The 25,554-nt window shown below is 69.7% G+C and carries 23 protein-coding genes and 1 tRNA gene; 7 read left to right on the top strand and 17 right to left on the bottom strand.

What is annotated here, in order from left to right; translation table 11 throughout:
* Position 1: 1 nt before the first annotated feature.
* The 7 genes from F8566_RS24200 to F8566_RS24170 all read right to left on the bottom strand — a co-directional run bounded on the left by F8566_RS24200 (position 2) and on the right by F8566_RS24170 (position 6,219).
* The gene (locus tag F8566_RS24200) at positions 2-655 is read right to left on the bottom strand and encodes a hypothetical protein (RefSeq protein ID WP_151563623.1); all 654 of its coding nucleotides are present in this window, start codon (positions 653-655) and stop codon (positions 2-4) included.
* Between the two features lie 165 nt (positions 656-820).
* Entirely contained in the window at positions 821-1,840 is a 1,020-nt protein-coding gene (gene glnII / locus F8566_RS24195; RefSeq protein WP_151563621.1) for a glutamine synthetase, read from the bottom strand.
* 267 nt (positions 1,841-2,107) lie between these two features.
* Positions 2,108-2,179, bottom strand: a tRNA-Val gene (locus F8566_RS24190).
* Positions 2,180-2,300: 121 nt separating this feature from the next.
* Positions 2,301-3,209 (bottom strand): PAC2 family protein, encoded by a 909-nt coding sequence (locus tag F8566_RS24185; protein ID WP_151563619.1) that lies wholly within the window; start codon positions 3,207-3,209, stop codon positions 2,301-2,303.
* 73 nt (positions 3,210-3,282) lie between these two features.
* Positions 3,283-4,272, bottom strand: a complete 990-nt coding sequence (cbbX, locus tag F8566_RS24180; RefSeq protein WP_225993467.1) for a CbbX protein — start codon at positions 4,270-4,272, stop codon at positions 3,283-3,285.
* Between the two features lie 58 nt (positions 4,273-4,330).
* Positions 4,331-4,750 (bottom strand): ribulose bisphosphate carboxylase small subunit, encoded by a 420-nt coding sequence (locus tag F8566_RS24175; RefSeq protein ID WP_151563617.1) that lies wholly within the window; start codon positions 4,748-4,750, stop codon positions 4,331-4,333.
* Positions 4,750-6,219, bottom strand: a complete 1,470-nt coding sequence (locus F8566_RS24170; protein WP_151563615.1) for a form I ribulose bisphosphate carboxylase large subunit — start codon at positions 6,217-6,219, stop codon at positions 4,750-4,752. Before F8566_RS24170 ends, F8566_RS24175 begins: the two co-directional genes overlap by 1 nt.
* A 147-nt stretch (positions 6,220-6,366) precedes the next feature.
* Between F8566_RS24170 and F8566_RS24165 the strand changes: the two genes are divergently transcribed.
* Positions 6,367-7,260, top strand: coding sequence for a LysR family transcriptional regulator (locus tag F8566_RS24165; protein ID WP_151563613.1), 894 nt, complete (start codon positions 6,367-6,369; stop codon positions 7,258-7,260).
* Between the two features lie 169 nt (positions 7,261-7,429).
* On the top strand, positions 7,430-8,608 hold the full coding sequence (locus F8566_RS24160; protein WP_151563611.1) for a saccharopine dehydrogenase family protein: 1,179 nt from the start codon (positions 7,430-7,432) through the stop codon (positions 8,606-8,608).
* On the opposite strand, the gene F8566_RS24155 is transcribed toward F8566_RS24160, so the two are convergent.
* Both F8566_RS24155 and F8566_RS24150 read right to left on the bottom strand, forming a co-directional pair.
* Positions 8,574-9,773, bottom strand: a complete 1,200-nt coding sequence (locus F8566_RS24155) for a GAF domain-containing sensor histidine kinase (RefSeq protein ID WP_225993466.1) — start codon at positions 9,771-9,773, stop codon at positions 8,574-8,576. The genes F8566_RS24160 and F8566_RS24155 overlap by 35 nt on opposite strands.
* Entirely contained in the window at positions 9,770-10,426 is a 657-nt protein-coding gene (locus tag F8566_RS24150) for a response regulator (RefSeq protein ID WP_151563608.1), read from the bottom strand. The genes F8566_RS24155 and F8566_RS24150 overlap by 4 nt, the downstream gene beginning before the upstream one ends.
* 162 nt (positions 10,427-10,588) lie before the next feature.
* Between F8566_RS24150 and F8566_RS24145 the strand changes: the two genes are divergently transcribed.
* Complete coding sequence (locus F8566_RS24145) at positions 10,589-11,569, top strand: phosphoribulokinase (RefSeq protein ID WP_225993465.1); 981 nt, start codon at positions 10,589-10,591, stop codon at positions 11,567-11,569.
* Positions 11,570-11,695: 126 nt separating this feature from the next.
* On the opposite strand, the gene F8566_RS24140 is transcribed toward F8566_RS24145, so the two are convergent.
* The 6 genes from F8566_RS24140 to F8566_RS24115 all read right to left on the bottom strand — a co-directional run bounded on the left by F8566_RS24140 (position 11,696) and on the right by F8566_RS24115 (position 15,634).
* Complete coding sequence (locus F8566_RS24140) at positions 11,696-12,775, bottom strand: potassium channel family protein (RefSeq protein WP_151563606.1); 1,080 nt, start codon at positions 12,773-12,775, stop codon at positions 11,696-11,698.
* Between the two features lie 161 nt (positions 12,776-12,936).
* Positions 12,937-13,296 (bottom strand): hypothetical protein, encoded by a 360-nt coding sequence (locus tag F8566_RS24135; RefSeq protein ID WP_151563604.1) that lies wholly within the window; start codon positions 13,294-13,296, stop codon positions 12,937-12,939.
* 63 nt (positions 13,297-13,359) lie between these two features.
* On the bottom strand, positions 13,360-13,821 hold the full coding sequence (locus tag F8566_RS24130; RefSeq protein ID WP_151563601.1) for a peroxiredoxin: 462 nt from the start codon (positions 13,819-13,821) through the stop codon (positions 13,360-13,362).
* Positions 13,822-14,077: 256 nt separating this feature from the next.
* Positions 14,078-14,506: a DUF3052 domain-containing protein gene (locus tag F8566_RS24125; protein ID WP_151563599.1), complete on the bottom strand. Its 429-nt coding sequence runs from the start codon at positions 14,504-14,506 to the stop codon at positions 14,078-14,080.
* 202 nt (positions 14,507-14,708) lie between these two features.
* On the bottom strand, positions 14,709-15,116 hold the full coding sequence (locus F8566_RS24120) for a secondary thiamine-phosphate synthase enzyme YjbQ (RefSeq protein WP_151563597.1): 408 nt from the start codon (positions 15,114-15,116) through the stop codon (positions 14,709-14,711).
* Positions 15,117-15,427: 311 nt separating this feature from the next.
* The gene (locus F8566_RS24115; RefSeq protein WP_151563594.1) at positions 15,428-15,634 is read right to left on the bottom strand and encodes a DUF1918 domain-containing protein; all 207 of its coding nucleotides are present in this window, start codon (positions 15,632-15,634) and stop codon (positions 15,428-15,430) included.
* A 320-nt stretch (positions 15,635-15,954) separates the two neighbouring features.
* On the opposite strand from F8566_RS24115, the gene aceE reads away from it, so the two are divergent.
* From aceE to F8566_RS24100, 3 genes are all read left to right on the top strand, one after another.
* On the top strand, positions 15,955-18,732 hold the full coding sequence (aceE, locus tag F8566_RS24110; RefSeq protein ID WP_151563592.1) for a pyruvate dehydrogenase (acetyl-transferring), homodimeric type: 2,778 nt from the start codon (positions 15,955-15,957) through the stop codon (positions 18,730-18,732).
* A gap of 147 nt (positions 18,733-18,879) precedes the next feature.
* The gene (locus F8566_RS24105) at positions 18,880-21,531 is read left to right on the top strand and encodes a helix-turn-helix transcriptional regulator (RefSeq protein ID WP_151563590.1); all 2,652 of its coding nucleotides are present in this window, start codon (positions 18,880-18,882) and stop codon (positions 21,529-21,531) included.
* A 179-nt stretch (positions 21,532-21,710) separates the two neighbouring features.
* Positions 21,711-22,457: an SDR family NAD(P)-dependent oxidoreductase gene (locus F8566_RS24100; RefSeq protein WP_151563587.1), complete on the top strand. Its 747-nt coding sequence runs from the start codon at positions 21,711-21,713 to the stop codon at positions 22,455-22,457.
* 46 nt (positions 22,458-22,503) lie between these two features.
* Here the strand turns inward: F8566_RS24100 and F8566_RS24095 are convergent, their stop codons facing one another.
* A complete protein-coding gene (locus F8566_RS24095) occupies positions 22,504-22,974 on the bottom strand; it encodes an NUDIX domain-containing protein (protein ID WP_151563585.1) in 471 nt (156 codons plus the stop codon).
* A gap of 13 nt (positions 22,975-22,987) precedes the next feature.
* Entirely contained in the window at positions 22,988-24,676 is a 1,689-nt protein-coding gene (locus F8566_RS24090) for an MFS transporter (protein WP_151563583.1), read from the bottom strand.
* On the opposite strand from F8566_RS24090, the gene F8566_RS24085 reads away from it, so the two are divergent.
* Positions 24,644-25,543 (top strand): LysR family transcriptional regulator, encoded by a 900-nt coding sequence (locus F8566_RS24085; protein ID WP_264159406.1) that lies wholly within the window; start codon positions 24,644-24,646, stop codon positions 25,541-25,543. The two genes, F8566_RS24090 and F8566_RS24085, sit on opposite strands and share 33 nt — an antisense overlap.
* Positions 25,544-25,554: the final 11 nt, after the last annotated feature.

Genomic DNA, 25,554 nt, shown 5'->3' with positions numbered 1-25,554 from the left:
GTCAGTCGAGCTGGAGCTCGCTTTGGGGCTCGATCTGATCGGTCTGGGACACGCTCGCGTCGGTCTGGGGAACGCCCTGGTCGTCCTGGGGCACGCTCTGCGGGGCGACCGGGTCGACCTGGAGCTCGCTCTCGGGCTCGGCCGGTTCGAACCCGAGCAGGCCTTCCGTCCCGAAGACCGCATGTGTGACGCCGCCCACGAGACAGAAGAGCCCGCCGACGAGGCCGCCGAGAAAGCTCTTGTTGCCGCTCTCCGCTCGCTCCGCGCATCGTCCGCCGGCTGCCTTGGCCTCGCCGGCCTGGGCCGTGCCGCTCAGCGGAGTCGCGGCGCCCGTGGAAGGTTTGTACGCGATGGCGGCGACCTTGCCGTTCGCGTCGTAGATCACGCCCGCGTTGACGGCCCATCCTTCGGGCAATGCGACGGCCTTTTTCTGGGCGTTGTAGAGAGTTGTGCCGTAAATGAAATAACCCGGTGGGAGCTTTTGTCCGCCACCGTCCTGGGGCGCCGCGGCGAGTGACGCGGAAGGCGCCACATCATTGACCGCGGCGGAGGGCACGGAGGGCGTCTCATCGGCGACCGCCGCGGTGGCCGCCGACATCGACGCGGCACTGACGCCCGCGATGACGACGGCCCGCTGCCATCCCTTTATGGTCATGCTCTTCTCCAGTGATCAGGTCCCGCCAAATTGTTCGGAGATTATGTCCGGGCGTTCCTGATGGCATAGGCATGACCAGGTAAAGTTCCTGGCTTCAAGGCATGAAAGAGGGGATCCCCGGAAGCGCCCCGCCCCGGAAATCCCCTCTGTCTCAGGAGGCCTTGATCAGACCTGGCCTGCCTTCTCCAGCGCGGAGCAGCAGGTGTTGACCAGCAGCCGGGTCACGTTGTACGGGTCGATGTTGGCGTTGGGGCGACGGTCCTCGATGTAGCCCTTCTTCTCCACCTCGACCTGCCACGGGATGCGCACCGAGGCGCCGCGGTCGGACACGCCGTAGCTGTACTGGCTGTAGTGCGCGGTCTCGTGCTCGCCGGTGAGGCGCTCCTCGATGCCGTGGCCGTAGCCGGCGAGGTGCTCCTCGACCTTGCCCTCGGCGCCGAGCGCCTCGCAGGCGGTGACGATCGCGTCGTAGCCCTCGCGCATGGCCTTGGTGGAGAAGTTGGTGTGCGCACCCGCGCCGTTCCAGTCACCCTTGGCCGGCTTGGCGTCCAGGGTGGCCGCCACGTCGAACTCCTCGGCGATGCGGTAGAGCAGCCAGCGGGCCACCCACAGGTGGTCGGCGACCTCGACCGGGCCGGCCGGGCCGATCTGGAACTCCCACTGGCCGGGCATGACCTCGGCGTTGATGCCGGAGATCTTCAGACCGGCCTCGATGCAGGCGTCCAGGTGCTTCTCGACGATCTCGCGCCCGAACACCTCGTCCGCGCCGACACCGCAGTAGTACGGGCCCTGCGGGGCGGGGAAGCCCACCGCGGGGAAGCCGAGCGGACGGCCCTCCTGGAAGAAGGTGTACTCCTGCTCGATGCCGAACCAGGAGTCCTGCTCGGCGAACTTCTCCGCGATCGGGAGCAGCTTGGCCCGGTTGTTGGTCGGGTGCGGGGTGCCGTCCACGTGGTAGACCTCGCACAGCACCAGCTTGTCGTCGCCGCCGCGGATCGGGTCGGGACACGAGAAGACCGGCTTGAGCACGCAGTCCGAGTTGTCACCGGGCGCCTGGTTGGTGCTGGAGCCGTCGAAGCCCCAGTCCGGCAGCGGGGCGCCACTGGCGAGGACCTTCGTCTTCGAGCGGAGCCGCGCGCTGGGCTCGGTGCCGTCGATCCAGATGTACTCGGCCTTGTAGGTCAACGTCAGTCCCTTTCGTCGCAGCCGACCTGCCTGATGTTCCGGCCTCCCTGAGTCGGCCACGTTGAGAGTGACAATTGGGCATTTCGGACCTGTTGCCCTCATGTGAACGCCATGTAAAACGCAACCTGACCTGGGCGAACAACAATGAGAGACCGGTCACACCACCCGAATTCCGGCCACCCGGCCGGGCAGCACAACGGCCCTTGGCGAAGACCTTCGCCAAGGGCCGGCTCGAGGGTCCGGGGGGCGTCCCCCGGGGCTGACTTGTGGGCGCGGACGGTTTCGAACCGCCGACCGCTCGGTTGTAAGCCGAGAGCTCTACCCCTGAGCTACGCGCCCTGAGCCGGGGATTCGTCCCCGGCGACCGGGCAAGCGTACCCGGTCCGATGGCCCGTGCGCGAAACGGTTATGGGGCTCTCATCGCGTACGACCCCGAACGCGCACCGCACGCCGCCGTCTCTCAGGACTGCTGGTCGGGGCCGTCCTGTTCGGCGAGGAAGCGTTCGAACTGCGCGCCCAGCTCCTCGGCCGTGGGCATGTCCTGGTCTTCGGCGAGGAGGTTCTCGCGTTCGGCGGCGCCGGCGAACGCGTCGTACTGCTGCTCCAGGGCCTTGACGACCTTCTCGACCTCGTCGTTGCCGGTGACCTGCTCGGCGATCTCGGCGTCGGTCTTGGCCGCGGCCTCGCGGAGGTCGTCCGCCGGGAGGACGAGCCCGGTCGCGCTGACGACGGCCTCCAGGGCGGCGACGGCGGCGGCCGGGTAGGCGGACTGGGCCAGGTAGTGCGGCACGTGGACGGCGAAGCCGATCGCGTCGTGGCCGGACTCGCCGAGCCGGAGCTCGATCAGGCCCGCGGCGCTCCCCGGCACCTGGACCTTGTCGAACCAGGACGAACGGGTGATCAGCTCGGGCCGGGTGGCGTGCGAGGTCAGCCCGACCGGGCGGGTGTGCGGGACGCCCATCGGGATGCCGTGGAAGCCGACCACCAGGCTGACGCCCAGCCTCTCGACCAGCGACCGCACCGAGGCGGTGAAGCCCTCCCAGAGGCGGTCCGGCTCGGGGCCGGTCAGCAGCAGGAACGGGCTGCCGGCCTCGTCCCGCATCAGATGGACGACCAGCTCGGGGGCCTCGTAGGCGGCCCAGTGATCGCGGTCGTAGGTCATCATCGGCCGGCGGGCCCGGTAGTCGATCAGCGAGTCCACGTCGAACCGGGCGACCACACGGTGTTCGAGAGAGTCGAGGAGGTGCTCTCGCACGAGCTGGCCCGTGGACCCCGCGTCCACGAAGCCGTCAAGGCTGTGGAGGAGCACCGGCCCGGACATCTCCGGCAGGTCGGTGTCCAGCTCGTACAGGTCCTCAGGGTTTCGCACCGTCTCCCCCACATCTTCACGTCGATGTCTCAACACTAGGACATGGGAGAGACCATCCCTCGTTCGAGTGTGATCACTCTCGCAGTGTGAAAACCCGGCTGGCGAGGAAGTCGGCGGGGCGCAGTGTGGTCAGCTCAGGGCGTCCGACGGGCGTGCCGCCGGCCAGGAGCCGGTTGGCGTGCCGGAGCCGGGCCCGTTCGATTGCGTTACGGACCGAACGGGCGTTGGCGAAACGTGGCTGGTCACGGCGCCGTTCCAGGTACTCGCGGAAGACCGGGACGGCGTCGGAGGCCAGGGTGTAGCCCTCTCGTTCGAGCATCAGGTGCCCGATCGCCTCCAGTTCGCCGGTCGAGTAGTCGGGGAAGTCGATGTGATGGGCGATACGGGAGCTCATGCCGGGATTGCACGCGAAGAACGCGTCCATGCGGTCCTTGTAGCCGGCGAGGACGACGACGAGGTCGTCACGCTGGTTCTCCATGACCTGGAGGAGGATCTCGATGGCCTCCTGGCCGTAGTCGCGCTCGTTCTCGGCCCGGTAGAGGTAGTACGCCTCGTCGATGAAGAGCACGCCGCCCATCGCCCTCTTGAGGACCTCCTTGGTCTTGGGGGCGGTGTGGCCCACGTACTGCCCCACCAGGTCGTCGCGGGTGACCGAGACCAGGTGGCCGCGCCGGATGTAGCCGAGCCGGTGGAGGAGCTCGGCCAGCCTGACCGCCACCGTCGTCTTGCCGGTCCCGGGGCTGCCGGTGAAGCACATGTGCAGGTTGGGCCGCCCGGACGCGATCCCGAAGCGGGAACGCAGGCGGTCGATGAGGAGCAGCGCGGCGATCTCCCTGATCCGGGTCTTGACGGGGAGCAGCCCGACAAGATCGTCGTCGAGGGCGTCCAGGACCTCGTCGGCCTGCGACTCCTTGCGCTCCTGAGCCAGATCGACGCGCGCGTCCGGCGCGAGGAGTTCCCCGGCGTCTGCCTCAGCGGAAGGGAACGCCGGGGAACAGTCCTCGGACGATTCGTGTGAACCGTTCCCAACCGGCCGCATGCCGAACCCAGGTCGTTCGTTCAAAGGGATCCCTCCTATGAACAACTGCGAGGCCTGGACCTCGCAGTTGCTCACCCCCTCGCTACGCGTAACGGTCACCTTGGGGGCGGTCGAGTGCGTACGGATGGATGCGGACGCGGACGCGGCGGTCGCTGGTCTCCTCACGGTCCAGGCGGAAGCCGGGCTCCTCCGCCGGGCGCTGGACGAGGAACGACAGGGCCGTGGTCTGCCGGCCATAGCGGGCGTCGTAGGCGGTCAACCGGACATAGTGGTCCGGGTAGGCGCGGCGGCACTCGTTGATCTCGTACAGGACCGCGGCCGCGTCGCTCATGTCGAACATCGGCAGCCCCCACATCTCCCAGTAGGAGTTGCGTGGATGCGGGTCGTCGGTGAACTCGACCGAGCAGGGCCAGCCGTTCTCCAGCGCGTACGCGATCTGCGCGGAGATCTCGTCGTCGGTCAGATCCGGGAGGTACGAGAACGTGCCTTGGGTGATCCTCATCAGACGCTCACAGGTGTCTCGACGACGTCGGGGGTGTCGGTGGACTCGTAGGTGAAGGTGATGTCGCCCCAGGTGGACAGGGCCACGTCCAGCTCGCGGCTCTTCCTGGCGGCGGCGCGCAGGATCTCGGTGCCCTCGCCCAGGAAGTCGCGGCCCTCGTTGCGCGCCTTGATCATCGCCTCCAGTGCGACGCGGTTGGCGGCGGCGCCGGCGGCGATGCCCATCGGGTGGCCGATCGTCCCGCCGCCGAACTGCAGGATCACGTCCTCGCCCAGGTAGTGCAGGAGCTGGTGCATCTGACCGGCGTGGATGCCGCCTGACGCGACAGGCATGCAGCCGGGCATGGACGCCCATTCCTGGTCGAAGTACAGCCCCTTGACCGGGTCGGCCGCGATCCTGTCAAGGCGCAGCGTGTCGTAGAAGCCGGCGACGCTGTGGGGGTCGCCCTCCAGCTTGCCGACGACTGTGCCCGCGTGGATGTGGTCGACCCCGGCGAGCCGCATCCACTTGGCGATGACGCGGAAGCTGACGCCGTGGGTCTTCTGGCGGGTGTACGTGGAGTGCCCGGCGCGGTGCAGGTGCAGGAGCATCCCGTTGGCCCGGGCCCACTTGGCCATCGACTGGATCGCGGTGTAGCCGACGGTCAGGTCGATCATGACGATGACGCTGCCGAGTTCCTTGGCGAACTCGGCCCGCTCGTACATGTCCTCCATCGTCGCGGCGGTGACGTTGAGGTAGTGGCCCTTGATCTCGCCCGTGGCCGCCTGCGCCCTGCCGACGGCCTCCATGCAGAACAGGAACCGGTCGCGCCAGCGCATGAACGGCTGCGAGTTGATGTTCTCGTCGTCCTTGGTGAAGTCGAGCCCGCCGCGCAGCGCCTCGTACACGACCCGGCCGTAGTTGCGCGCCGACAGTCCCAGCTTGGGCTTCACGGTCGCGCCGAGCAGCGGCCGGCCGAACTTGTTGAGGTACTCGCGTTCCATGACGATGCCGTGCGCCGGCCCCTGGAACGTCTTCACGTAGTGCGTGGGGATGCGCATGTCCTCCAGGCGGAGGGCCTTCAGCGCCTTGAACCCGAAGACGTTCCCGATGATGGACGACGTCAGGTTCGCGATCGACCCCTCCTCGAACAGGTCGAGGTCGTAGGCGATGTAGGCGATGAACTCACGCTGCGTTTCACCCCCCTGGCTACGCCCCGCCACCCCCGATTTGCCCGGCACCGGCTCCACCCGGTAGCACTTGGCCTGGTAGTTCTCGTACGAGGTCAGCCGATCGGTCCACACCACCGTCCAGGTGGCGGTGGACGACTCGCCCGCCACGGCCGCGCCCGCCTCCTCCGGCGGCACGCCCGGCTGCGGCGTGATCCGGAAGGCGGCGAGGATGTCGCTGTCCTTCGGCTCGTAGTCCGGCCGCCAGTAGCCCATCTCGGCGTACGGGATCACGCCCGCCGACCATCTGCCTTCGCTCATCGCCGCTCCTGCTTCTACGGCGGCGAGCCGCCCCTAAGGGCGACAACCCAGGGGCTGGGGCGACCCGCCGCGTGTCCGTGGACGTTTCGAGCGTGCCCCGGCGATACTTGCCATGTCCATCAAGTGTTTTGCGGTAAGGCTTGAGCGATGACTGAATCCAGGTTGCGCTCGCTGCTCGCGCTGGCGGAGACCGGGTCGGTGCGGGCGGCGGCGCAGCGGTTGTACGTGACGGAGTCGGCGGTCTCGTCGGCGATCACGGCACTGGCCCGTGACCTGGGTGTTCCCCTCGTTCAGCGGGTGGGGCGCGGGGTGGCGCTGACCCCGGCGGGCTCGGTGTACGCCGGTTACGCGCGGCAGGTGCTGGGGCTCCTCGAACAGGGCCGGGCGGCGGCGCGCGGCGAAGCCGATCCGGCGCGGGGCTCCCTCCGGCTGGCGGCCGTCACCACCGCGGCCGACCAGATCCTGCCCGAGCTCCTCGCGGGCTTCCGGGACCGCTGGCCCGGCGTCGAGCTGGCCGTGGAGGTCGGCCCCAGCCGCCAGCTGTGGCGGCGGCTCGCCGACCATGACGCCGATCTCGTCCTGGGCGGCCGCCCGCCCGCGGGTGTGCCCTCGCGGGTGCTCGCGACGCGGCCGAACGACCTGGTCGTGGTGGCCGCACCCGCCCTCGCGGAGACGTTCTCCCTCGAAACCACACCCTCACTCGAAACCACACCGTGGGTCATGCGCGAGCCGGGATCGGGCACCCGCGCCACCGCCGAGTCCTACCTTGCCGAACACGGCGCCGAACCGCCGCAGCTCGTGCTCGGCTCGAACGGCGCGGTCATCGCGGGGGCGGCGGCCGGGCTGGGCGCTGCCCTGGTCTCCCGCGACGCTGTCAACGACGAGCTGGCCGCCGGCAAGCTCGTCATCATCGACGCCCCCGGCACGCCGCTCGACCGGCCATGGCACGCCACCACGGCCCCCTCTCCCACCGCCACCACCCGGCTCTTCGTCGCGCACCTGCTGAACACCCCCAACTGGCACGCGCCCGCACCGCGATGACCGCCCGACCGCCGCAGCCCGCCCGGGCCGGTCTTGGTGAGCGTCGGTCTTGGTGAGCGTCGGTCTTGGTGAGCCAGGTCACTGTTATTGGAGCGCGTGTCTAGTCGACGGGTGAACGGGCAGGAGAAAGAATTCAGGTTCGCGAATCCGTGATGTGGAGGCGTGACACATGGCCGGCGAACGCCAGTACGACATCGTCCTGTTCGGCGCGACCGGGTTCACCGGCGAGCTGACCGCCGAGTACCTGGCGGAGCACGCTCCCGCGGAGACCCGCTGGGCCCTCGCCGGGCGCAACCAGGCCAAGCTGGAGGCGGTGCGCGACCGGCTGGCGGCGATCAATCCCGCGTGCAAGGATCTGCCGCTCCTGCACGCCGACACCACCGACACACCCTCGATCGAGGCCGTGGCGCGCGCCACCCGGGTCGTCATCACCACGGTCGGCCCGTACGTCCGGTACGGCGAGCCCCTGGTCGCCGCGTGCGCCCAGGCGGGCACCGACTACCTCGACCTGACCGGCGAGCCGACGTTCATCGACCGCATGTACGTCCGCCACCACGCCGAGGCCGTCCGCAGCGGCGCCCGGATCGTGCACGCGGCGGGTTTCGACTCGATCCCGGCCGACCTGGGCGTCTACTTCACCGTCAAGCAGCTCCCCGAGGGCGTGCCGCTGCACGTCGAAGGGTTCGTGCGGGCCAAGGGGGACGCGTCGGGCGGCACGTGGCACTCGGCGATCGGGATCTTCTCCGACCTGCGCGGGATGGTCACCGCCGAACGTGAGCGCCGCCGGCTGGAGGGCCCCCTCGAAGGGCGGAAGGTGCGGATCTCGCGGCGGCTCGCGCCCAAGGCCCGGGCCCGCTGGCCCTTGCCGTTCCCGGCGATCGACCCGCAGATCGTGGCCCGCTCGGCCGCCGCGAACGAGCGTTACGGGCCCGACTTCTCCTACGGGCACTACATCGCCGTCAAGCGCCTGCCGGTGGCGGTCGGAGTGGCCGTCGGCGCCACCGCGGCCGTGGCGTTGGCGCAGCTCCCGCCCACCCGTTCGCTCCTGCTGCGCATGCGCGCGCCGGGCGAGGGGCCGTCGGCCGAGCAGCGCGCCGAGCACTGGTTCAGCGAGAAGTTCGTCGGCGAGGGCGGCGGCGAGCGTGTCGTCACCGAGGTCAGGGGCGGTGACCCCGGCTACGGCGAGACCGCGAAGATGCTCGCCGAATCGGCGCTGTGCCTGGCGTTCGACGATCTCCCGGAGACGGCCGGGCAGGTCACCACCGCGACGGCGATGGGCGACGCGCTGATCACCCGGCTCGACCGGGCGGGCATCACGTTCCGCGTCCTGTCCGGGGGCGGGGGATGACGGCTTCGACCGTCGTGCCGACGCCGGGACGGCTGGTCACACTGACCCTGCCGCCCAGCAGCTCGGCGCGTTCGGCCATGCCCCGCAGCCCGTAGGAGTCGGGACGGCGGCCGGGCGCGAAGACGTCCTGGATCGAGAAGCCGGTGCCGTCGTCGATCACCCTCAGCCGCACCCGGTCCCGGTCGTGCTCCAGCACCAGGTCCACGCACGACGCCGACGCGTGCCGCAGGCAGTTGCCGACCGCCTCCTGGGCGATCCGGTAGAGCGCCGTCTGTACGTGATCGGGCAGCGCGTCCTCCAGCTCGCCCTCGACGGTGACGGTGATGTCGAGGGACGACCCGGGCACATCGGCCTCCCGGGCGAGGGTGGCCAGCGCGGCCGAGAGCCCGAGATCGTCCAGTACGGGTGGACGCAGACCACCGATGGCCGCGCGAGACTCGGCGGCGGCCAGGTCACAGAGCTCGCGTGCCACCACGATCTGGGCGGCGGCCTCGGGGTGATGGTCGGGCAGCGCCCGCTGGGCTGCCGAAAGGTGGAAACCGAGGCCCGCCAGGCGCTGCGCGATGCCGTCGTGGATCTCCCGGCTGAGACGTGAACGTTCCGCCTCCTGGGCCTCGACGGCACGTTCGGCGAAACGTTCGGCCGCGTGCTCGCGTTCCTGCGCGGTCCGCAGCCTGCGGCACGAGCAGAGCACGGGCGCGAACAGCTCGGCCAGCGCCGCCACCAGCGTGGCGTCTTCGGCCAGGACGGTTCCGGCCGCGCGGACGTCGACCACGGCGATCGTCGCGTTGCCGCTGCGGACAGGCACGGCGAGACCGCGTCCGTCGGCGTGCGCGCGAGGACGGCCGTGCGCGGCGACCCAGCCTGCGTCGCCCTCCCCGAGCGGTACGGCGGGTCCCGACCATTCGAGGACGCGCTCGTCCTCGTCCAGCACGTACACGTCGCAGAACGTCAGAGCCGTGGCCGACCGGACCACCAGGCCGGCCAGCTCTTCGGCCATCTCGGGCAGCGCCCTATCCGAGCACGCCACCGTCACGATGCGGATCAGCAGGTCCTGCCCCCGCCCGGCCAGCCGTTCGAGCGGACTAAGCGCACCGGCCTCCGCATCCAGCGCCGCGCCTGCCGACGCATACGCCGCCGCGCCTGCCGTCGGTGACGCCGTCACCGGAAGAGGCCTTCGCGGAGGGCGACCGCGATGGCCGCCGACCGGTCCGTCACTTCGAGTTTGCGGTAGAGGGCGCGAAGGTGGCTCTTGACCGTCTCCTCGCTGAGGACGAGCCGCGCGGCGATGGCCTTGTTGGACAGCCCGCTGACCAGCAACGACAGGACCTCGCTCTCGCGCTGGGTGAGCCCGCGGTTGGCACCCGGCCAGAACTCGCCGCGGGTGAGCCGTGCCGCGGTGACCGCCATCCGGCCCGCCAGCGTCGGATCGACGACCGTCTCGCCCTGGATGACCTCTTCCAGCCGCCGGACCAGTTCGGGCCCGTCAACGCGTTTGAGCAGGTAGCCCCCGGCGCCGGCGCGGAGGGCCTCGAAGACGTACTGCTCGTCGTCGTACACCGACAGGAACACCACGCGGGCCTCCGGCACCTGGCGGCACAGCACCCGGCAGAGGTCGAGCCCGCTCTCCGGGCCGAGCCGGACGTCCAGGAGCACCACGTCGGGACGGAGCATGGTGACCAGCCGGGTCGCCTCGGCCGAGCTTCCGGCCTGCCCGACCACCCGTACGCGCCCGGTGTATCCCGCCAGCATCGCGTGCAGGCCGGCCAGGATCATCTCGTGGTCGTCAACGAGGACGACGCGTACGGGAGCGCCCATCCCGGCACGATAACAACCGAAGCTACTCACCAGTAGCCCCCTTCAATGCCGGGGTTTTATGCGTTTCACCCCTTATCTCCCCCCGATGGGGGAAGATCGCTCCGCCGCTCGGGGACTACCGTCCGTGAGGACAACTGAATGCCGCCGGACGGAGGAGCCAGAGTGCCCCATCGGATCGTGCATATGCTCCGGGCGCGCGGGTCAGGCCGCCGCCCCGTCATGCTCGCCATCGCGGGGGACAGCGCAGCGGGCAAGACGACGCTCACCAGGGGCCTCGTGCAGTGTCTGGGGGCGGACCGGATGACGGCGGTCTGCGTGGACGACTATCACCGCTACGACCGCGGGGAGCGCGCCGGAAGACCGTTCACGGCGCTGCATCCCGACTGCAACCACATCGACATCATGGAGCAGCATCTGCAGCTCCTGTCGCTGGGCGAACCGATCCTCAAGCCGGTGTACGACCACGCCACCGGTGAGCTCGTGCGGCCGGAACTGGTCGAGCCGCGGGACTTCGTGATCGTCGAAGGCCTGTTGCCGCTGCACACGCGGCTCGCCCGTGCCTGTTTCGACATCACCGTCTACCTCGATCCACCCGAGCCGCTGCGGCACGGCTGGAAGGTGCAGCGCGACTGCCAGAAGCGCGGCTACACGCCGGAGCAGGTGATGGCCGAGCTCGAACGGCGGGAACCGGAGAGCGCCGCGTACATCCGGCCGCAACGGCGCTGGGCCGACATCGTGGTGCGGTTCGCGCCCGTCGCCGCCCGGCACGACCCGCCGGACACGCCGCTGTCGGCCGAGCTGCTGCTGCGGCCGACGATCGACCATCCGGAACTGGGGCCGGTCATCGACGAGGCCGCGCCTGGAGGCGGCGAGACCGCGATGCACCTGCGCCTGCATCGCGACACCGACGGCCGCCCGGTGGACGCCCTGCATGTCCACGGGTACGTGTCGCCGGAGGAGTCGCAGGTCGTCAAGAAGGCGATCTGGGAACGCCTCGGCCCGCGAGCCGGTGCCGGTGCCGGCGACCTCGACCACGAGGCGCTCGGGCGCTTCGGAGAGGGAGATGTGAGCGACCCGCTGGCGATCACCCAGCTGCTCCTGCTCTACCACCTGCTGGACGCCGACCACCGCCAGGCGGCCTGACCTCTGACTCCGCGGATCGTGCGGGGAGGCCCCGGAACACCCTTCCGGGCCGCGCGATACCGCGGCTGCCAGGAGGGCACCCCACTAGGGCGCGTGGGTGTCCTCCTGGCTTCTGCTTCGCCGAGGTCACGCCTTGGCCGCGGCGGGCGACAGCTCGTGCCAGGGGATCTCCGGGCGGTCGGGCGCCACGATGGCCAGTGACTGCCCACCCCGGACGATCTCGTCCGGGCGGGGAGTGAGCCGGAACTGCGCGTTGGGGAGATGCGACTCGCCGACGGCCAGCAGCGTGCTGCCCCGCCGCAGCAGGAAGATCGCGACGTCCAGACGTGGCCACTCCCCCGCGCCTTCGGGGATGTCCACGCGGAACAACGACGAATCGGCGTCGAGTGTGCTGGCCAGGTTGTGGTAGATCCCCGCGACGCCGGGGTTGCGGATCGCGACCGCCACGACGGCCGGGTCGTCGATGTCCACCGGCTCGATGTCGGCGCCGATGAGGCCGAGCGCCTGGTCGATCTCGGTCCGGCGGGCGCCGTCGTGCACCCCGGCCAGCTTGTGGATCTGTGGCCGATCGTGGTCACGGAGATAGGCGTTCACGCCGAGCATCACCCGTACCGTCTCGTCGTCCGTCCGCCCCGCCACCAGGACGGTCCGCGCGTCCTCCACGCAGGCGCGCTGGAACGCGGTCTCGTCGTAGGCGACGACGTCGTACAGCCCGGGGTCGGGGTTCTCGCCGGTGAGCTGGTCTTCCCAGAAGACCGTGACCACAGGCGTCTTGACGAACTCGGGGTCGGCGCGCAGCTGCTGGATGACGGCCCGCAGCTGGTTCCGCTCGTACCCGATGATGACGATGTGCCTCTTGTGGTGCAGCTGCGCCTGGCCGTTGGCTTTCAATGTCCTGCCCTTCGCGATCCAGAGCGTCAGTTCCGCGAACAGCATCAGGCCCGCGGTGAGCCCGGCGATGACGACGATGGCGCCGCCCAGGCGCCCGCCGGCCGTCTTCGGGAAGAGATCTCCGTAGCCCACCGTGGTACCGCTGACGAAGAAGTACCAGACATAGTTCAGCGGTTGCTTGATCTCGGCGCCCGGCTCCTCGAACACCGCGATGAGCACCCAGCCGAGCAGCGCGGCACCGAACAGCACGAGCGCAGGCCCGCGCCATGCCCGGGTGCCGATCCGGTGGACCAGGCGCATCAACAACAACGGCATCGGCGGCTTCCCCGTCTCGTCTCACGGATGCTCGACGCAGAGTCGCAGCCCGCAGGGGAGTCGTCAAGCCCCGATAAGCCGAGGTCAGCCGCGTCCGACCAGAGATCGCCGCGCGACACCGGCTCAAGGCGGCACGACGGTCAAGCGCCCGGCTCCGGCGGTCAGGTGCCGACCGGGCCGCGCCTGAGAACCCTGCTCAGGGCCGCGGCGACCTCCTCCGACAGTCCGGAGTCGCCGGGCGGCGCGCCGGAGCGCACCAGGTCCCGGTCATCGGCGGGACCCTCCTCGTCGCGTACGGCCTCGCGGGTGTGGCCGCAGTCGCGGCACTCCACCTCGCCCAGCCGGCAGACGAGCGCGATCGAAGAGCAGGCGGCGCACCGATCGAGATCGGCCGCCCAGTCGTGTTCGGCCTGGCAGCGGGGACAGACCAGCACCTGCCGATCCGCCAGGACCCCGCGTCGCCAAGGGCTGGCGCCACGGGCGGGGTCGGTCTGCCGCGCCCCGCATCGGAAGCAGGGCATCACACCTCCAGCGGTGCGGGGACCGGGTCCGCCCACGTCACGGACGGACCCGACCCTTGGAAACTAGATCTCGGCGAGCGCCTTGCGGTACTCGCGGAAGTCGCGCGCCTCGGCCGGTGGATGCACGACCTTCCAGCGCACGACACCGTCGGTGTCGATGATGAAGGTACCGCGAATCGCGATGCCTTTGGCGTCATCGAAGACCCCGTACGACTGCGCCGCGCCGCCGTGCGGCCAGAAGTCCGACAGCAGCGGGAACGGGTACTTCTCCTGCTCGGCCCAGGTGCGCAGGGCCCACACCGAGTCGACCGACACGGCGAGGACCTGGACGTCGTCCTCCCCGCCCAGCGTCGGAAGCTCGTCTCGGATGGTGCACAGCTCGCCCGTGCACACACCACTGAAGGCCAGCGGGTAGAAGACCAGGACGACCTTCTTCTTCCCGCGGAAGTCCGACAGCTTCACCGGTGTGCCGTGCTGGTCCTTCAGCTCGAAGTCCGGTGCGGCGTCGCCTACCTCGACCGCCAATGCCTCTCCCCCGGATCATCCCCGCGCCCGCGGGGAACGTCCGTCCCCCACGGTTGTGAGGAACGCATGCGCGACCGAGCGCGCAGCGGCAGACCGCGGCCCGCCCCGGCCCAGTCTGCCACCACCGGCAGGAGCACGGCGCGCGCGGGGGCGCCGGCGGAACCGGCCGCCCTCGGGATGGGCGGCGCCCGGCGGTCACGGCGGTCCCGCTCCGCTGGTCACGGCGGTCCTGCGCCGGTGGTCGCGGCGGCCCGCGCTACTTGCGGATCTTGGGCGCGACCAGCAGCGTGCCCGACCACTCCTTGGCGGCGCTGATGCTCTTGGTCTGGCTCAGTCCGGCGGACGTGGCGGCCTCATCGATGTCACTCGGCTCGACGTGCCCGTCGCGGCCGGCCTTCGGCGTGAGGAGCCAGATGCGACCGGCGTCATCGAGCGGCACCAACGCGTTGGTGAGCTCGTCGAACAGATCCCCGTCCTCTTCCCGCCACCAGAGCAGCACGACGTCGACCACGTCCCCGTAGTCCTCGTCGACCAGTTCGGCGCCCATCGCGGCCTCGACGGAGTCGCGGAGCTCCTCGTCGACGTCGTCGTCGTAGCCGATCTCCTGCACCACCAAGCCCGGCTTGATGCCGAGCCGTTCGGCCAGGCTGCGCTCAGACTGCGCCTGACCCGCGGTCGCGCTCACGAAAGTCCTCCCATGATCGAAAATCCCGGTGATGTGGTTTCGGCTTCAATGAAAGCCTCGATCACAACCCCTCGGTGTTTGCGGGACAGTCCACACAAGTGATGGGCACTCGCGCAAGTGTCTTCCCGGCTTTTGGTGGGCTCATTGGCCCGAATACGGCGATCCTCGTAACAGGACACACGCAGAGCGTAACAACCCACGTTCATCCCGCAAGGAAGGACAATCGGACCTGGCGATCCGGATTGTCGATATTGAGATCGACGAGAGCCACCGACTGCCAGGTGCCGAGGGCCAGCCGGCCGTTCAGCACGGGGATCGTGGCGTACGGGGGGATCAGGGCGGGCATGACGTGCGAACGGCCATGCCCGCGCGAACCATGGGCGTGGCGCCACCGGTCGTCGGCGGGCAGCAGGTCTCCCAGTGCGGCCAGCAGATCGTCGTCGCTGCCGGCGCCGAGCTCGATGATGGCCACCCCTGCGGTGGCGTGCGGCACGAAGACGTGCAGCAGCCCGTCGCCCCCCGTCCCGGCGGCGAACCGCTCGCATTCACCCGTGATGTCGTGCACGACCTCGCGGGAACCGGTGGCCACCTGAACCACGGTGCTCTCCATGATCAGTGTCTACCCGATCGCACGTCCAGAACCCACACTCCGGGCGCAGAAAAACCACACTTCGGAACGCGAATCCCAACGTTCAGAAGGCGGATCCCACCATGCGGAACGGCGCGCTCTCACGCTCGGCACGCCATCAGCCCGCGTCGGCCGCTCCTGTACGTTGTCGGCCACCTGCACTGTCAGCATCTGCAGCACGCCGTCTGCACTGCACGCTGTCGGCCGCTCCGCTATTGCCGACCGCTCTGCACGTTGTCAGCCGTGGCGTGCGCTTGGCGCGGTGTCAGACGTCGCGTGTGCTCGGCGCGCTGTCAGCGCTCCAGGAACTCCTGGGATTCCCTCGGTTCGATGACGGCGTCCGGACCCGGGTAGCACAGGGCCTCGTGTCCGTCCTCGAAACGTACGAGGTACGGAGGGCCGCCATCCGGTCCGCGGACCTCGATGATCTCGCCCTGCTTGTCCGGCTGTCCCACGACATTGCCATGAACATGCAGCCGGTCTCCGACGGTAGCGTTCATAGTGCCCCCTGCGATCGGCAGCGGTCGTCTTCAGTACCCACTCGTGTTCAGTACCCACTTTCGTACGTCTTCGGCGCGTCGTCGAGGGGCTCAGGGGGGCGGACCGGACACACGCCGGCGACGGCACCGCGTACGCTCGGCCATCCGGCGTCCCAGCCCACCGACGGACGAGGTGAGCCTGGCGCCGGCCCGGCCTCTGACCGGGCGAAATAGTTACTGGCAAGTAGAGATGCGTTACGCGCCATTACCGACGACGATGGATCACGTAGACGGCGAACAGTCGTACGAAGGATAAAGACGGTAAGCGCAGAGGGGACCCCGTGGCTTCCGGACGTCAACGCTTTTCGATCATCAGCGACGGGCTGCCGAGCCAGCTCCCGGACATCAATCCGGACGAGACCCGGGAATGGCTGGAATCGCTCGACACGGTCATCAAGACCGAGGGCCGCGGCCGGGCTCGCTATGTGATGCTCCGGCTCCTGGAGCGTGCCCGTGAGCTGCAGGTCGGGGTGCCCGGCCTGCGCAGCACCGATTTCATCAACAGCATCCCGCCGGAGCACGAGCCCTGGTTCCCCGGTGACGAGCACATCGAGCGGCGCATCCGCGCCTACATCCGCTGGAACGCGGCGATCATGGTGTCCCGGGCCAACCGGCCCGGGCTCGGAGTCGGCGGCCATATCGCCACCTACGCCTCGGCGGCGTCGCTCTACGAGGTCGGCTTCAACCACTTCTTCCGCGGCAAGGACCACGGCGAGTCGGGCGACCAGGTCTTCCTCCAGGGCCACGCAGCGCCGGGCATCTACGCCCGCGCGTTCCTCGAGGGCAGGCTGCCCGAGGACAAGCTGGACGGCTTCCGGCAGGAGATCTCACACCCGGGCGGCGGCCTCTCGTCCTATCCGCACCCGCGGCTGATGCCGGAGTTCTGGGAGTTCCCCACCGTCTCGATGGGCCTGACGGCGATCGACTCGATCTACCAGGCCCGGTTCAACCGGTACCTCTACAACCGCAAGATCAAGGACACGTCCCGCTCGCACGTGTGGGCGTTCCTCGGCGACGGCGAGATGGGCGAGCCCGAGTCGCTCGGCGCGATCGGCCTGGCCGCGCGCGAGGAGCTCGACAACCTCACCTTCGTGATCAACTGCAACCTGCAGCAGCTGGACGGCCCGGTCCGCGGCAACGGCAAGATCATCCAGGAGCTGGAGTCGTTCTTCCGGGGTGCCGGCTGGAACGTCATCAAGGTGATCTGGGGCCGTGACTGGGACCCGCTGCTCGCCCAGGACGTCGACGGCGTGCTCGTCAACAAGATGAACACCACGCCCGACGGCCAGTTCCAGACGTTCACCGTCGAGTCCGGCGAGTACATCCGCGACAAGTTCTTCGGCGACGACCCGCGGCTGCGCAAGATCGTCCAGCATCTCTCGGACGACGACCTGCGCAAGCTGTCGCGCGGCGGGCACGACTACCGCAAGGTGTACGCGGCGTTCAAGGCGGCCCGCGAGCACGTCGGCCAGCCGACGGTCATCCTCGCCCACACCATCAAGGGGTGGACGCTGGGGACCGACTTCGAGGCCCGCAACGCCACGCACCAGATGAAGAAGCTCACCAAGGCCGAGCTCAAGGAGTTCCGGGACCGCCTCTACCTGGACATCCCCGACTCCGCGCTCGAAGCGGACCTGCCGCCGTACTACCACCCGGGCGAGGACTCCGACGAGATCCAGTACATGCGCGAGCGCCGCGCGGCCCTCGGCGGCTTCCTGCCCAAGCGGGTCGTCCGGGCCAAGCCGCTCAAGCTGCCCGGCGACGCCGTCTACGCCGAGCTCAAGAAGGGCTCCGGCAAGCAGAACGTCGCCACCACCATGGCGTTCGTCCGCCTGCTCAAGGACCTGATCAAGGACCAGAACATCGGCTCGCGCTTCGTGCCGATCGCGCCGGACGAGTACCGCACGTTCGGCATGGACTCGCTCTTCCCGACCGCCAAGATCTACTCGCCGCACGGGCAGACCTACGACGCCGTCGACCGCAAGCTGCTGCTCTCCTACAAGGAGTCGGAGCAGGGCCAGATGCTGCACGAGGGCATCAGCGAGGCCGGCTCCATGGCGAGCACGATCGCCGCCGGCACCTCGTACGCCACGCACGGCGAGCACATGATCCCGATCTACATCTTCTACTCGATGTTCGGGTGGCAGCGGACGGGCGACCAGATGTGGGCGTTCGGCGACCAGATGGGCCGCGGTTTCCTCCTCGGCGCCACCGCCGGCCGCACCACGCTCACCGGTGAGGGCCTCCAGCACGCCGACGGCCACTCGCCGCTGATCGCCGCGACCAACCCCGCCTGCGTCCACTACGACCCGACGTGGGCGTTCGAGCTCGCGCACATCACGCAGGACGCGCTGCGCCGGATGTACGCGCCGTCCGACGAGCACCCGCACGGCGAGGACATCTTCTACTACCTCACCATCTACAACGAGCCCTACCAGCAGCCCGCCGAGCCCGAGGGCCTGGACGTCGAAGGGCTCCTGAAGGGCCTCTACCGCTACAAGGAGGCCCCGGCTCTCGAGGACGCCCCGCGCGCCAACATCCTCGCCTCCGGCGTCGGCGGCCGCTGGGCCCTCGAAGCCCAGCGCCTCCTGGCCGAGGAGTGGAACGTGGCCGCCGACGTCTGGTCGGCCACCTCCTGGAACGAGCTGACCCGCGAGGCGCAGCGCTGCGACGAGTGGAACCTGCTGCACCCCGACCAGGAGCAGCGGGTCCCGTACGTCACCCAGAAGCTCCAGGACGCCAACGGCCCGATCGTGTCGGTCTCGGACTTCATGCGGGCCGTACCCGACCAGATCGCGCCGTGGGTCCCCGGCGACTACTCGTCCCTGGGCACCGACGGCTTCGGCTTCTCCGACACCAGAGCCGCCGCGCGCCGCTTCTTCCACGTGGACTCGGCGTCCATCGTCCTGGCCGTCCTCACCCGGCTCGTGCGCCAGGGCGAGCTCAAGCCCGAGACCCTCCAGCAGGCGATCGAGCGCTACCAGCTCAACGCCGACGTCAGCAGCGTCTTCGCAGGCGGCGTGGGCAGCGCCGAAAGCAACACCGGCGGCGAGGCCTAAGAGTCCGATCGAAAGGCCCCGGGATCACAAAGACCATGTGATCCCGGGGCCTTCGTACGCCACGCACCGAATTCGGCCAGGACCAGGTGTGCGGCGGTGTGTGCGAGGACGGCATGGGGATCCGGCTGTTTTGCTACGGTTTGCCGCATGCTGGTGGGGCGGGAGCCTGAGCAGGAGCACATCACCGGACTCCTGACCGAGGCCCGGGCCGGGCGGAGCGCCGCGCTGGCGATCTATGGCGAGGCCGGCATCGGCAAATCCACCCTCGTGGAGTTCGCCGTCGCGGCGGCGCGGGACATGACCGTGATGCGCGGGCTCGGGATCGAGTCCGAGGCGGAGATCCCGTTCGGGGCGCTGTTCTCGCTGCTCCATCCGTACCTCCATCACATCGAGGCGCTGCCGGGACCGCAGGCGGCGGCGCTGCGCGGTGCGTTCGGGCTCGCCGACACCGGTGCGAGCGACCGTTTCCTCATCGGAGCGGCCACCTTGACCCTGCTCGCCGAGATCGCGGGCGAGCGGCCCGTGTTGTGCGTGGTGGACGACGCCCAGTGGCTCGACCGGGCGTCGTCGGACGCGCTGCAGTTCGCCGCGCGGCGGCTCGGGGCCGATCCCATCGCGATGATCTTCGCGCTGCGGGACGAGGGTGAACGTTCGCCGGTCCAGGGCATCGCCGGGCTGCGGGTCACCGCGCTGAGCGACGCCGACGCGGACAGGCTCCTGAACGCGCGGTCCCCGGGACTGGCGGCCCCGGTCGCCAAGCGGGTGCTGGCCGAGGCGGCGGGCAACCCCTTGGCGATCATCGAGCTCGGGGACGGCTCCGCCACCCCGGTCGGTCCGCTGCCGGTCGCCGGCCGCGTTCAGGAGGCGTTCCGGGCCCGGCTCGCCGCACTGCCCGCCGCCACGCGGTCAGTGCTGGCCGTCGCGGCGGCCGACGAGACCGCGGGGCTGAACGTGGTCCTCCGCGCCGCCGCCCGGATCGGCGCCGGCGCGGCCGACCTGGACGCGGCGGAGCAGGCCGGGCTCGTGAGCTTCGCCGGGGACGAGGTGAGGTTCCGCCATCCGCTCGTCCGGTCGGTCGCCTACCAGTCCACGTCCCATCACCAGCGGATCGCGGTGCACGCCGCCCTCGCCGCGGAGCTGCCCGGCGAGCAGCACGCCGATCGCCGGGCATGGCACCGGGCGGCGGCGGCCACTGGGCCCGACGAGGAGGTCGCCGCCGAACTGGAACGGGCCGCGCGGCGCGCCCAGGACCGTGGCGGCCCCATGGCGGTCGCCGCGGCCTACGAACGCGCGGCTCGGCTCAGCACCGACTCCGAGGGCCGGGCCCGCCGGATCGTCAACGCGGCGCGGGCGGCCTATGACGCCGGACGGCCCGCCTGGGCGGCCCGTCTCGCCGCCGAGGGAGCCGCCTCGACGGAGGATTCCCGACTCGCCGCAGAGGCGACGTTCATCCGCGCACAGGTGGAGTACGAGGCGACTTCACCGGCGGCCGACGCCGCCCTCGCCCTGGAGGCCGCGGAGCTCATCACCGGCGAGGCAGCGGCGAGCATGCTGACCGAGGCGGTCTTCACCGCCCGGGACGCCGGCGCCCACGACCTCATGCTGCGTGCCGCAGGTCACCTGGAGAAACTGGAGCTGCCCGACGGCTCTCCCCTGGTCTTCGTCGTCGAGGGTCTGATCGGCTGGGCCCGGCTGCTCCACGGCGAGCCCGAGCCGGCAGTTCCGGCGATGAGAGCGCTGGTCGGTACCGCCTTCGACGGCTACCTCGAACGGCTCTGCGCCGCGTTCACCGGCCTGCTCATCGCGGACGACGACGTCGCCGGGACGCTCGTGGACTCCATCGCCGCCGATGCGAGGGCGGACGGGGCGCTCACCTGGCTCACGTACATCCTGGAAGTCGTGGCTCTCGGCAACATCGTGCGCGGCGAGTTCCGTGACGCCGAGAGTGCCGTGGCCGAAGGCGCGTCGCTCGCGGCTGACATCGGCATGGACGTGCAGAAGGCCATCTTCGACGCGATGGCGGTCTGCCTCGCGGGGATCTTCGGCGATGAGGAGAGGTGCGCGTCGCCGGACGGCGCCGCGTTCCACCCGCCGGTCACCGCGCTCGCACACTGGGGCCGGGGCCTCCTGCACCTGGCGGCAGGACGCGCCGATGAAGCGCTCGAACGCCTCGACACGGTATGCCGAGGGCCGGCCCGTTACGACGTTCTGATCCGTGCCGTACCCGACCACGTGGAGGCGGCCGTCCGCGCCGGGCGGCTGGAGCTCGGCCGCGAACACCTGCCCGCCTTCGACCGCTGGGCGGAACAGACCGGCCGCGAACCCGTCCTCGCCCTGTCGCGGCGTTGCCGCGCCCTCCTTTCCTCAGACGACGCGGCCGAAGAGCACTTCGTCGCCGCTCTTCGGCTGAGCGACGGATCCCGCCCGTACGACGAGGCCCGCACGCGACTGGTGTACGGGGAGTGGCTGCGGCGCCGGCGACGCCGGACGGAGGCCGCGAGCGAGCTGGCCCAGGCACGGGACACCTTCGACAGGCTGGGCGCCACCCCCTGGGCGGCCCGGGCCCGCGCGGAACTCGGCGTCCTCGGCGGCCCCTCGACCTCCAGCGCCGCAGCGCCCCACAACCGCCTGACGCCCCAAGAGCTGCAGGTCGTACGGCTGGCCGCGGCAGGGCACAGCAACAGGGAGATCGCGGCACAGCTGTTCCTCAGCCCCCGCACGATCGGCCACCATCTCTACCGCTCGTACCGGAAGCTGGGCATCTCCAAGCGCATCGAGCTCACCCAGCTCCAGCTCTGATCAGTCAAACGACTTACCCCTCACATTCACCCTGGTCACCGCCCCTCCACAGCGGATCAGCAACCGCTCGACCATCCCCGGAAAGCGCGCCCACGCCGCCAAAAGACCCGAAGGACGGCCGATGTGCGCGCAGCACTGCCGTCCCTACCGTCGGAGCATCCAACGACAAGGAGACAAAGATGCTTCTCGACAACAAGACCGCGGTGATCTACGGCGGCGGCGGTTCGATCGGCGGAGCCATGGCCCGCGCCTTCGCCGCCGAGGGGGCGAGGGTCTTCCTCGCCGGACGCACCCAGGACAAGCTCGACAAGGTCGCCGCCGACATCCGCGCCGCGGACGGCCTCGCTGAGACCGCCGTGGTGGACGCGCTCGACGAGTCGGCCGTCGACGACTACGTCGACTCGGTGGCCGCCCAGGCCGGCCGCATCGACATCTCGGCCAACGTGATCTCCCACAACGCGCTCTTCGGGCCGCTCCTGCAGGCGTCCGCGGATGACTTCGCCCAGTCGCTGGCCTCGATCGCCAAGACCTTCCTGATCACCACGAAGGCCGCCGCCCGCCACATGACCAAGCAGGGCTCGGGCGTGATCCTGCACTTCGGCGGCACGGACGACGTGCCGATGCCGAACATGGGCAACGTGCAGATCGGCTTCAACCTCGTCGAGAGCATGCGCCGCCAGTGGGGCTGCGAGCTGGGCCCGTCCGGCGTGCGCCTGGTGACCCTCCGCACCGGCGGCATCCCCGAGACCATGCCGGACGCCGAGGAGATCGCCCCGATGAAGCAGCAGATGGTCGACGCCACCCACCTCAAGAGGGCCGCCACCCTCGCCGACGTCGGCAACGTGGCCGCGTTCGTGGCCTCCGACCGCGCCCGCACCATGACCACGACCCAGGTGAACATCTCCTGCGGCGCCCTGGTCGACTGAACGCATCCCCGGCCCCTCGTTCCCGCGCAGAACGAGGGGCCTCGCCCTACCCGACCGGTTCCCCATGCTCCAGGTAACGGGTCGTCCCGTCCGCACGGGCCGCGCAGCTGTGAATGATCCGGCGCGCGAGACGAGCGATCGTCAGCTCGTGGATCGTCCCCACTTCATGGAATTCATAAGATGTGAGCTCGGCCGGATCGAGCCGGATCCTCCCGATGTCGTCAGCCGACAGCACTCCGCCGTCGAAGACGAACAAGACCTTGTCGCCCTCAGGTTGATCGGGGGCCCAGTCCGCGACCAGCAGACGTCCGATCGGCGGCGCAATGCCGAGTTCTTCCCGGACCTCGCGAGCCGCAGCCTCCTTCGGGGTCTCGCCGCGTTCGATGAAGCCACCGGGAATCTCGCGGCAGTCCTTGTAGGAGGGCATCACCAGCAAAACGCGATCCTGCGCATCGAAGAACAGGGCGCCTGCCGCTGCATGTGCCCGCGCAAAGCTTTCTGGGAGATCGGTGACCACAGACTCAATCCCATCAGAGGCGGACTACGTCTGCGGGGCTTTCGGCGGGTGCACTGCGGGTGGCCAGCAGCGGGACCAGTGCCAGTGCCAGCAGCGCCAGCACCGGCTGTGCGATCAGGGCGGCGGCGAACGCCGCACTGTAGGCAACCGGGCCGGTGCCGGAGCCCAGGACGGTGAAGAACACCAGCCCGATCAGGGTGACCCCGAACGCCATCCCGACCTGCATGATCGTCTGGATGACGCCGGAGGCCGCGCCTGCGTTCTCCTCTGGGACGTCCACCAGCGCCGCAGCCACCAGCGGGCTCATGCCGAGGCCCTGGCCTAGGCCTATCACGGCCATGGACGGTGCCAGCAGCCAGCCCGTCATCTCGGCGCCGGCATTCACTGCGGTGAACAGGAGCGCGGCGTTCCCAACGGCGTTGAAGGCGTAGCCGAGGCTCAGTACGCGGTTGCCGAGACGGGGCTGCAACTTCGGGGCCAAGAGCGAACCGATCGTGAACGCCGCCGCCAGTGGGGTGAAGGTCAGGCCCGCGTACAGGGCGGTGTGCCCGAGCCCGGCTTGGAGTTGGAGCGGCAGGAGGAAGAACAGGCCGCTGTTGCCCGCGAAGAACAGCAGCGCGACCGCGTTGCCCGCGCCGAAGCTGCGGATCTTGTACAGCTTCGGCGGCACCAGCGGCGTGCCGCCGCGGTCAGTGACCCGCTGCTCCCACAGCAGGAAGGCCCCCAGCACGGGGACGGACAGCACCGGCAGCACGATGATCCACAACGGCCAGCCCAGTTCGCGGCCCTGGATCAGCGGGAAGACCACCAGCACCAGAGCGACCGTCAACAGGCCGACGCCGGGCACGTCCAGCCGCGCCCTGGCGTCGCCGGCCAGTCTGGGCAGCGTGGCCGCGGCGATCACGATGGCGATCACGCCGACCGGCACGTCGATCAGGAAGATCGGCCGCCAGGTCAGGCCGAACAGGTCCGCGCCGATCAGCACACCACCGATGAGCTGGCCCGCGATGGAGGCGAGCCCGATCGTCGCGCCGAACACGCTGAAGGCTTTGGCGCGCGCCCGGCCGGTGAACGCCAGTTGCAGGATGGACAGCACCTGCGGGTAGAAGATGGCCGCGCCGAGAGCCTGCATGACGCGGAACACGATCAGCTGCGCGGAGTCGAGAGCCAGTCCGCACGCCAGCGACGCCAGCGTGAACAGGCCGCCACCCAGCAGGAACATCCGCCGGTGCCCGAAGATATCGCCGAGCCGGCCGCCGGTCACCAAGACCACGCCATAGACCAGGATGTATCCCCCGATGATGAACTGGACTTCGGTGAAGCTCGCGCCCAACTCGTCGCGGATGGCCGGCGTGGCCACGTTGACGATGAAGTCGTTCAGCATGGACAGGAACGTGCCTGTCATCACCGCGACGAGCATCAGCCACTGCTGAGCGGAGAGTTTCCCGGTATCGGTCTCCGCCGGTGCGGCGCCCGAGGACTGGAGCGGTGCCATGAACGTTCGACCTTCCAGATGAGGGATGCTCGCCGTCTTTCGTGATCGAGCCTCGCTTCGCGCGGGAGGGGGAACAACACCGAACTGCGATACCTTCACTAAGGCACGCTTAACGATGGGGTGGTCGGCGTGGAGTTCCGCGAGTTGGAATCCTTCCTGGTACTGGCTGAGGAATTGCACTTCGGGCGTACCGCCGAACGGCTCCACGTGTCACCGCCGCGGGTCACCCAGAACATCCAGTCTCTGGAACGCCGTATCGGCGGGCGGCTGTTCGACCGCACCAGCCGCCGAGTCGAACTCACCCGGCTGGGCATGCAGTTCTGGCAAGACGCCAAAGAGGCCTACCAGCAGTTGGACCGGGCGTTCGAGCGGGCCAGCGCCACCGCGCGCGGTATCGACGGAGTCCTGCACGTCGGGTTCCTCGGCTCCGGCGCGAACGAGTGGACCCCCGAACTGGTGACCGAGTTCCGCACCCGGCATCCCGCCTGCGAGCTGCGGATGACCGAGGTGCACTGCGCCGACCCGCTCGGCCCGCTGCGCATCGGTGACGTGGACGTGTTGATCACCCGGTTGCCCGTGGACGAACCGGATCTCACCGTGGGGCCCGTGTTGCTGTCGGAACCGCGGATGCTCGCGGTTCCCGTCGGCCACCCGTTCTCCAGGCGTTCGTCGGTGCCGGTGGAGGACCTGGCTCGCGTGGAGGTCATCGACATCGTGGGCCCTGCACCCGACTACTGGTGGGAGTTCCATGTCCCCACCACCACGCCGGACGGCCGGCCGATCAACCGGCGGCATGGGGTGCGCACCTTCCAGGAACTGCTGACCGCCATCGCCAACGGACTGGGTGTGTCGCCGGTGGTGGAGTCGGTGTCTCGGTATTACGCGCGTCCGGACATCGTGCTGGTGCCGATGCGTGACATGCCCGCCTCCGAGGTGGCGCTGGTATGGCGCACGGCCGGGGAGACCGCCCGGGTACGCGCGTTCGCCGGCGCCGCCGAGCGCGTCGTGGCCAGGCATCAGGACGAGATGACACGCGGTCAGCGTGACCGGCTAGATGAAGAGATCTTCATCTGAGGTTCATCGGC

This window comes from Actinomadura rudentiformis (assembly GCF_008923185.1).
GTDB classification, from domain to species: Bacteria; Actinomycetota; Actinomycetes; order Streptosporangiales; family Streptosporangiaceae; genus Spirillospora; species Spirillospora rudentiformis.
The sequence above is the reverse complement of the archived record's forward strand: the minus strand, read 5'-3'. Positions and strand labels throughout refer to the sequence as shown.